This is a genomic window from Streptomyces sp. AF1A (assembly GCF_047340315.1).
Lineage (GTDB): Bacteria > Actinomycetota > Actinomycetes > Streptomycetales > Streptomycetaceae > Streptomyces.
Genome location: NZ_JBLEBI010000273.1, coordinates 1 through 6153 on the forward strand (window position 1 = coordinate 1; position 6153 = coordinate 6153).

5 protein-coding genes and 1 pseudogene are annotated in these 6153 nt (G+C 71.7%); 5 read left to right on the forward strand and 1 reads right to left on the reverse strand.

Annotated elements, in window-relative coordinates:
* The coding region (locus ACLU3S_RS35225; protein WP_413956045.1) for a DoxX family protein at positions 1 to 360 on the reverse strand (360 nt) is incomplete at its 3' end.
* Between the two features lie 11 nt (positions 361 to 371).
* On the opposite strand from ACLU3S_RS35225, the gene ACLU3S_RS35230 reads away from it, so the two are divergent.
* The 5 genes and pseudogenes from ACLU3S_RS35230 to ACLU3S_RS35250 all read left to right on the forward strand — a co-directional run.
* Positions 372 to 1268 carry a LysR family transcriptional regulator gene (locus ACLU3S_RS35230; RefSeq protein ID WP_413956046.1) on the forward strand — a complete coding sequence of 299 codons (897 nt, stop codon included), beginning with the start codon at positions 372 to 374 and terminating at the stop codon, positions 1266 to 1268.
* Positions 1269 to 1425: 157 nt separating this feature from the next.
* Positions 1426 to 2934: a hypothetical protein gene (locus tag ACLU3S_RS35235; protein WP_413956047.1), complete on the forward strand. Its 1509-nt coding sequence runs from the start codon at positions 1426 to 1428 to the stop codon at positions 2932 to 2934.
* Positions 2931 to 4019 carry a hydrogenase expression protein HypE gene (locus ACLU3S_RS35240; RefSeq protein WP_413956048.1) on the forward strand — a complete coding sequence of 363 codons (1089 nt, stop codon included), beginning with the start codon at positions 2931 to 2933 and terminating at the stop codon, positions 4017 to 4019. The genes ACLU3S_RS35235 and ACLU3S_RS35240 overlap by 4 nt, the downstream gene beginning before the upstream one ends.
* Positions 4020 to 4082: 63 nt before the next feature.
* The gene (locus ACLU3S_RS35245) at positions 4083 to 5876 is read left to right on the forward strand and encodes a nickel-dependent hydrogenase large subunit (protein WP_413956049.1); all 1794 of its coding nucleotides are present in this window, start codon (positions 4083 to 4085) and stop codon (positions 5874 to 5876) included.
* A pseudogene (locus tag ACLU3S_RS35250) lies at positions 5869 to 6153 on the forward strand (NifU family protein); the annotation flags it as partial. The gene ACLU3S_RS35245 and the pseudogene ACLU3S_RS35250, both read left to right, overlap by 8 nt.

A 6153-nucleotide genomic window follows, 5' to 3' on the forward strand; every position in this document is an offset into this window, starting at 1 on the left:
CGGGAAGGCGATGTTGTGGAACACCCGGGCCCGCACATGGGCGGCCACCGCCCCGACGTAGAACAGCACCAGGCCGGCACCGGCCGCGACGCCCAGCGGCCGCAGCCCCGCGAGCCCGAGCAGCAACCCGCACGCACCGGCCGCCTTCAGCAGCGCCAGCGCGGGCAGCCGTTCGGGCTTCACCCCGACCTCGGCCGAGTTGGCGAGCACGAACGGCGCCCGGGCGACGTCGGCCCACGCGATGCCCGCGTTGGCCAGCACCGTCGCACCGGAGAGGATCACATCGACGATCTGCACGGCGCACCTCCTGCCCTCCACCCTCACCGCGGGGCCGGTATGCCGTCCAATACCAGCGTCCATAACCTGTGGGAATGGATGTCGACACGCGCCTGCTGCGTTCCTTCCTCGCCGTCGCGCAGGACGGCAGCCTCACCCGGGCCGCCGAGCGGGTGTACGTCTCCCAGCCGGCCCTGACCAAGCAGATCCGCCAACTGGAGAACCAGCTCGGCGTGCGGCTCTTCGACCGGTCGCGCACCGGCATGACCCTCACCGGCCCCGGCCGGGAACTCGCGCGCCGGGCCCCGAAGGTCCTGGCGGCCTGGGACGACGCGCTGCGCGCCACCAAGGCCGCCGGGCGGCAGGCCGCCCGGGTGCTGCGGGTGGGGTTCCTGGCGAGCGCGGCCAACGAGGCGACGCCGGCCATCGTCGCCGAGTTCGCACGGCGGCGGCCCGGCTGGCGGGCCGAACTGCGGCAGGCCGCCTGGTCCGACCCCACCGCGGGACTGGCCGACGCGGAGGCGGACGCGGCGCTGCTGCGCCTGCCGTTCCCGGGGCAGGACAGGCTGCGGGTCGAGGTGCTCTTCAGCGAGCCCCGGTGCGTGGCGCTGCCGACGGACCATCGGCTCGCCGGGCGCGCCGAGATCGCCTTCCGCGAGCTGTGGGACGAGCCGTTCGTCGCCGCCCCGCAGGAGACGGGCGCGTGGCGCGACCACTGGCTGGCCGCCGACGAGCGCGAGGGCCGCCCGGTCCGCGTGGGCGCGGTCACCGAGCAGCCCGACGACTGGCTGAGCGCCATCGCCAGCGGCTACGGCATCGCCCTCGCGCCCGAGTCCGCCGCCCGGTTCTACGCCCGCCCCGGCGTGGTCTACCGACCGGTCACCGGGGTGAGCCCGACACGCGTCGCCGTCGCCTGGGCACCCGCCGACGACCGCAATCCCGTCGTACGGGACTTCGTCCGCTGCTGTCTCGACCTGGCCCGGCCCGCGTGAGGGGACCGGCGCGGTGACCGCGCCCTCCTGACGGTGCCGCGGGCGCGCCCGCTTCCCCTGAGCGGCCCAATGTGGGTGCGCCGGAGGGGCGAGCGCCCGTGACGGGTGTGACGGTGGTGGAAGGACTCCCCCGGTGCACCAGCGACGAGGAGGCGGGATGCCGGACCAGGTCGGCGAGAGCGGCGTTGCGCTCATGGACGGGGCCGACGCGGCGTACGCCCTGCCCGGTGCGGGCTTCGCACAGGTGAGTGCCGTCGCGGACGCCGTGCTGTACGAGGGCTACCTGCTGTACCCGTACCGCCGGTCCTCACCGAAGAACCGGGTCCGCTGGCAGTTCGGGGTGCTGCTGCCCCGGGACTGGGTGGAGCGGGAGGGCCCCGTCACGCCCGGGATCTCCGGGTCGGCGGACTCCTGGTACCAGCAGACCGAGTGCCTCGTGCGGGTGCGGCGCGACGACGCGGTCGTCCGGCTGCGGGTGCGGTACCTGCAGATGCAGCACAAGCAACTGGAGGCCGCGGACGGCGCCGGGGGCCACCGCCCGGTCGAGTCGCTGCGCACGGACGACGGCGCCGCCCATCTCTCCTTCGACGAGGCGGTGCCGCGCGAGAGCGAACTGGCGGTTCCGGTGGCGCGGTTGCTGCGCGGCGGGCACACCGTCGCCGTGGGTGCGCCCGCCGGCACCCAGTACGAGCCGCTGCCGTCGGGCGCGGGCCGGGCGCTGCGGCGGCACCGGGAGATCCGGGCCGCCACGACGGTCACGGCGGACCCGCTCGCACCGTACCTGTACCGGCTGCGGGTGCGGACCGAGAACACCGGCGGCGCGTTCGACCCGCGGGCTCCCCGGAGCGAGGCGCTGCGCGATGCGCTGATCGCCACGCACACCCTGCTCGGCGGGGACGGCGTGGAGTTCGTGTCGCTGATCGATCCGCCCGCGGAGCTCGCCGAGACGGCGCGCGGCTGCCGCAACGCGTTCACGTTCCCCGTTCTCGCGGGCACGGCCCTCCGGCCGGGGAGCGGCGACGGCGGGAGCGGCCCGGTCATGCTCTCCGCGCCGATCATCCTCCCGGACCATCCGCAGGTGGCCCCGGAGAGCCCGGGCGATCTGCACGACGCGGCGGAGATCGACGAGATCCTGACGCTGCGCACGATGCTGCTGACCGACGAGGAGAAGGCGGAGGCCCGGGCCACCGATCCGCGGGCCGCGCAGATCCTCGACCGGGTCGACTCCATGCCCCGGGAGGTCTTCGAGCGGCTGCACGGCGCGATCCGTTCCCTGACGCCGGCGGCTGAGCCCCCCGCGCGGCCCGCCTGGTGGCAGGAGGGCGGCGACGACGGCCTGTCCCCCACCACCGACACGGTGCTCGTGGCCGGGGTGTCCGTCGGCGCCGGCAGCCCGGTGCGGCTGCACCCGCGCCTGCGCGGCGCCGACGCCCAGGACATGTTCCTGGCCGGGCGTACCGCCCGGGTCGCCGGCGTCTTCCACGACGTCGACGGCAGCGTACGGCTCGCCGTGACCGTCGACGACGATCCCGCGGCCGAACTGCACGGCTGGTACGGCCGCTTCCACTATTTCCGGCCCGACGAGGTGGAACCCCTCGCCCCCACGGGCGCGCCGGCTCCCTCCGGCCAGGCCCACGACCGACTGCGACGGAGGCCGCAGACATGACGACACAGAGCGGTACCACCGAAGTCCGCGGCGAGCCCGGCAAGGCCGAGGCGCGGGAGGGCTTCGACGAGATCACCATCCTCTGGATCTCGGAGGGCATGAGCTGCGACGGCGACACCGTCTCGCTGACCGCGGCCGGGCAGCCCTCCATCGAGGACGTGGTGCTGGGCCTCATCCCCGGCCTGCCGAAGGTCAACCTCGTCAACAAGGTGCTGTCCCCGAGCCTGGGCGGCGAGGACTTCCTGGCTCCCTACCGGGCCGCCGCCCGCGGTGACCTGTCCCCGTTCATCCTGGTCATCGAGGGCTCGATCCCGAACCAGAACATCATCGACGGCGACGGCTACTGGACCTCCTTCGGCAACGACCCGGACACCGGCGAGCCGCAGACCCTGAACTGGTGGATCGACCAGCTCGCGCCCAGGGCCTGGGCGGTGGTGGCGGCCGGCACCTGCGCGACCTTCGGCGGCATCCACGCCATGGCGGGCAACCCGACCGGGTGCATGGGCCTCGCGGACTACCTGGGCTGGGACTTCAAGGCGCAGTCGGGGCTGCCGGTCGTCAACGTGCCCGGCTGCCCCATCCAGCCGGAGAACTTCATGGAGACCCTGATCTGGACGCTCCAGCACGCGGCCGGTGCCGCTCCCCCACCGCCCCTGGACCACATGCTGCGCCCGCAGTGGCTGTTCGGCAAGACCGTCCACGAGGGCTGTGACCGTGCCGCGTACTACGAGCAGGCCGACTTCGCGAGGGACTACAACTCCCCCAAGTGCCAGGTGAAGGTCGGCTGCTGGGGCCCGGTCGTCAACTGCAACGTGCCCAAGCGGGGCTGGATGGGCGGTATCGGCGGCTGCCCGAACGTCGGCGGCATCTGCATCGGCTGCACGATGCCCAGCTTCCCCGACGCCTTCATGCCGTTCATGGACGAACCCCCGGGCGGCACGCTGTCGTCGATGGTGATCAAGCCGTACGGGGCGGTCGTCCGCCGGCTGCGCGGCCTGACCAACGACATGGTGAACCACGAGCCCAAGTGGCGCCACAACAAGCGCAAGCTCACCAGCGGTTACGACCCGCACTGGCGTGCCTGACGCCTCCCTCCCGTCCCCACCGACCGATCCGCCCGACCCGAACAGCGAGGGGCAGAACCGCAGATGACCACCACCCAGTCCCGGCCCACCGAGCGCAAGCCCGCGCAGATCGTCGACATGTCCTGGGATCCGATCACCCGGATCATCGGCAACCTGGGCATCTACACGAAGATCGACTTCGCCAACCGGGAGGTCGTCGAGTGCCACAGCACCTCGTCCCTCTTCCGCGGCTATTCGGTCTTCATGAAGGGCAAGGACCCGCGGGACGCCGGGTTCATCACGTCGAGGATCTGCGGCATCTGCGGCGACAACCACACCACCTGCTCCAACTACGCCCAGCAGATGGCCTACGGCGTCAAGCCGCCGAAGCTCGCGGAGCACATCACCAACCTCGGCGAGGCGGCGGAGTACATCTTCGACCACACGATCTTCCAGGACAACCTGGTCTTCGTGGACTTCTGCGAGGCGATGGTCAAGGCCACCAACCCGTCAGTGCTGGCCCGCGCCGAGCGCACCGACGCGCCCCGCGGCGACGTGCACGGCTACCGGACGATCGCCGACATCATGAAGGCCTTCAACCCCTTCGAGGGGGAGGTCTACAAGGAGGCGCTGAAGGTCAGCCGGATCACCCGGGAGATGTTCTGCCTGATGGAGGGGCGGCACGTGCACCCCTCCACGCTGTACCCGGGCGGGGTCGGCACGATGCCTCAGCCGAACACCTTCACGGACTACCTGAGCCGCCTGATGCGCGTCATCGACTTCATCAAGAAGGCGGTGGCGATGAACGACGACGTCTTCGACTTCTTCTACGAGGCCCTGCCCGGCTACGAGGAGGTCGGCAAGCGCCGCATCCTGCTGGGCTGCTGGGGGGCCTTCCAGAACCCGGACGTCGTCGACTACCGCTACGCGACCATGAACGAGTGGGGCCGGGCGATGTACGTCACCCCCGGCATCGTCGTCGACGGCAAGCTGGTCACCAACAACCTCATCGACATCAACCTCGGCCTGCGCATCATGCTGGGCAGCTCGTACTACGAGGACTGGGTGGGCGAGGAGCCGTTCGTCACCCACGACCCTCTCGGCAACCCCGTCGACATGCGCCACCCGTGGAACCAGACGACGGTGCCGGTCCCGCAGAAGCGGGAGTTCGACGGCAACTACAGCTGGGTGATGAGCCCGCGCTGGTACCACCCCGAGAGCGGCGAGCACCTCGCCCTGGACACGGGCGGCGGACCGCTCGCCCGGCTCTGGTCCACCGCGCTGAGCGGCATCGTCGACACACCGTACGTCAAGACCACGGACGGCGGCATCCGCATCACCCTGCCCAAGGGCGAGAAGCTGCCGGAGACGACGCTGGAGTGGCGCATCCCGAAGTGGAGCAACACCCTCGAACGGGACCGCGCCCGGCCCTACTTCATCGCCTATGCCGCCGCCATGGCCCTGCAGTTCCTGGAGGAGGCCATGCAGATGCTCAGGAGCGGCGACACGAAGGTGTACGAGAACTTCGAGGTGCCGGACGAGTCGATCGGCTGCGGCTTCCACGAGGCGGTCCGCGGCGTCCTCTCCCACCACCTGGTGATCCGGGACAAGAAGATCGCCAACTACCACCCGTACCCGCCCACCCCGTGGAACGCCAGCCCGCGCGACATCCACGGCACCCCGGGCCCTTACGAGGACGCGGTCCAGGGTCAGCCGATCTTCGAGGAGAACGGGCCCGACGACTTCAAGGGCGTCGACATCATGCGCACCGTGCGCAGCTTCGACCCCTGTCTGCCGTGCGGCGTGCACATGTACATGGGCAAGGGCAAGACCCTCACCACCGTGCACTCGCCGACGTACGGAGCGAACCATGGCTGACGCCGCCGTACGCCTGGCGGATCGGGCCGTGGAGGCGCGGCTCGCCCGTCTCGACGAGGTGCTGGCCGGGCTGGAACCGGCTCCCGGCCCGGCGGTCGAGGCGGTACGGCTGCTGACCGAGGTCTACGGCGAGGCCCTGGCGCGGGTGCTGGACCACGCGGACGACCGGCTGCGGGAGCGGCTCGCCGACGACGAACTGCTCGGGCACCTCATGGTCCTGCACGACATCCACCCCGAGTCCCCGGAGCGGCGCGCCGCGCGCGCGGTCGAGAAGCTG

Excerpts from the sequence above, each read along its gene's own strand:
- ACLU3S_RS35240 (WP_413956048.1), top strand. The coding sequence starts at position 2,931 with ATGACGACACAGAGCGGTACCACCGAAGTCCGCGGCGAGCCCGGCAAG.
- ACLU3S_RS35245 (WP_413956049.1), top strand. The coding sequence starts at position 4,083 with ATGACCACCACCCAGTCCCGGCCCACCGAGCGCAAGCCCGCGCAGATC.
- ACLU3S_RS35235 (WP_413956047.1), top strand. The coding sequence starts at position 1,426 with ATGCCGGACCAGGTCGGCGAGAGCGGCGTTGCGCTCATGGACGGGGCC.
- ACLU3S_RS35230 (WP_413956046.1), top strand. The coding sequence starts at position 372 with ATGGATGTCGACACGCGCCTGCTGCGTTCCTTCCTCGCCGTCGCGCAG.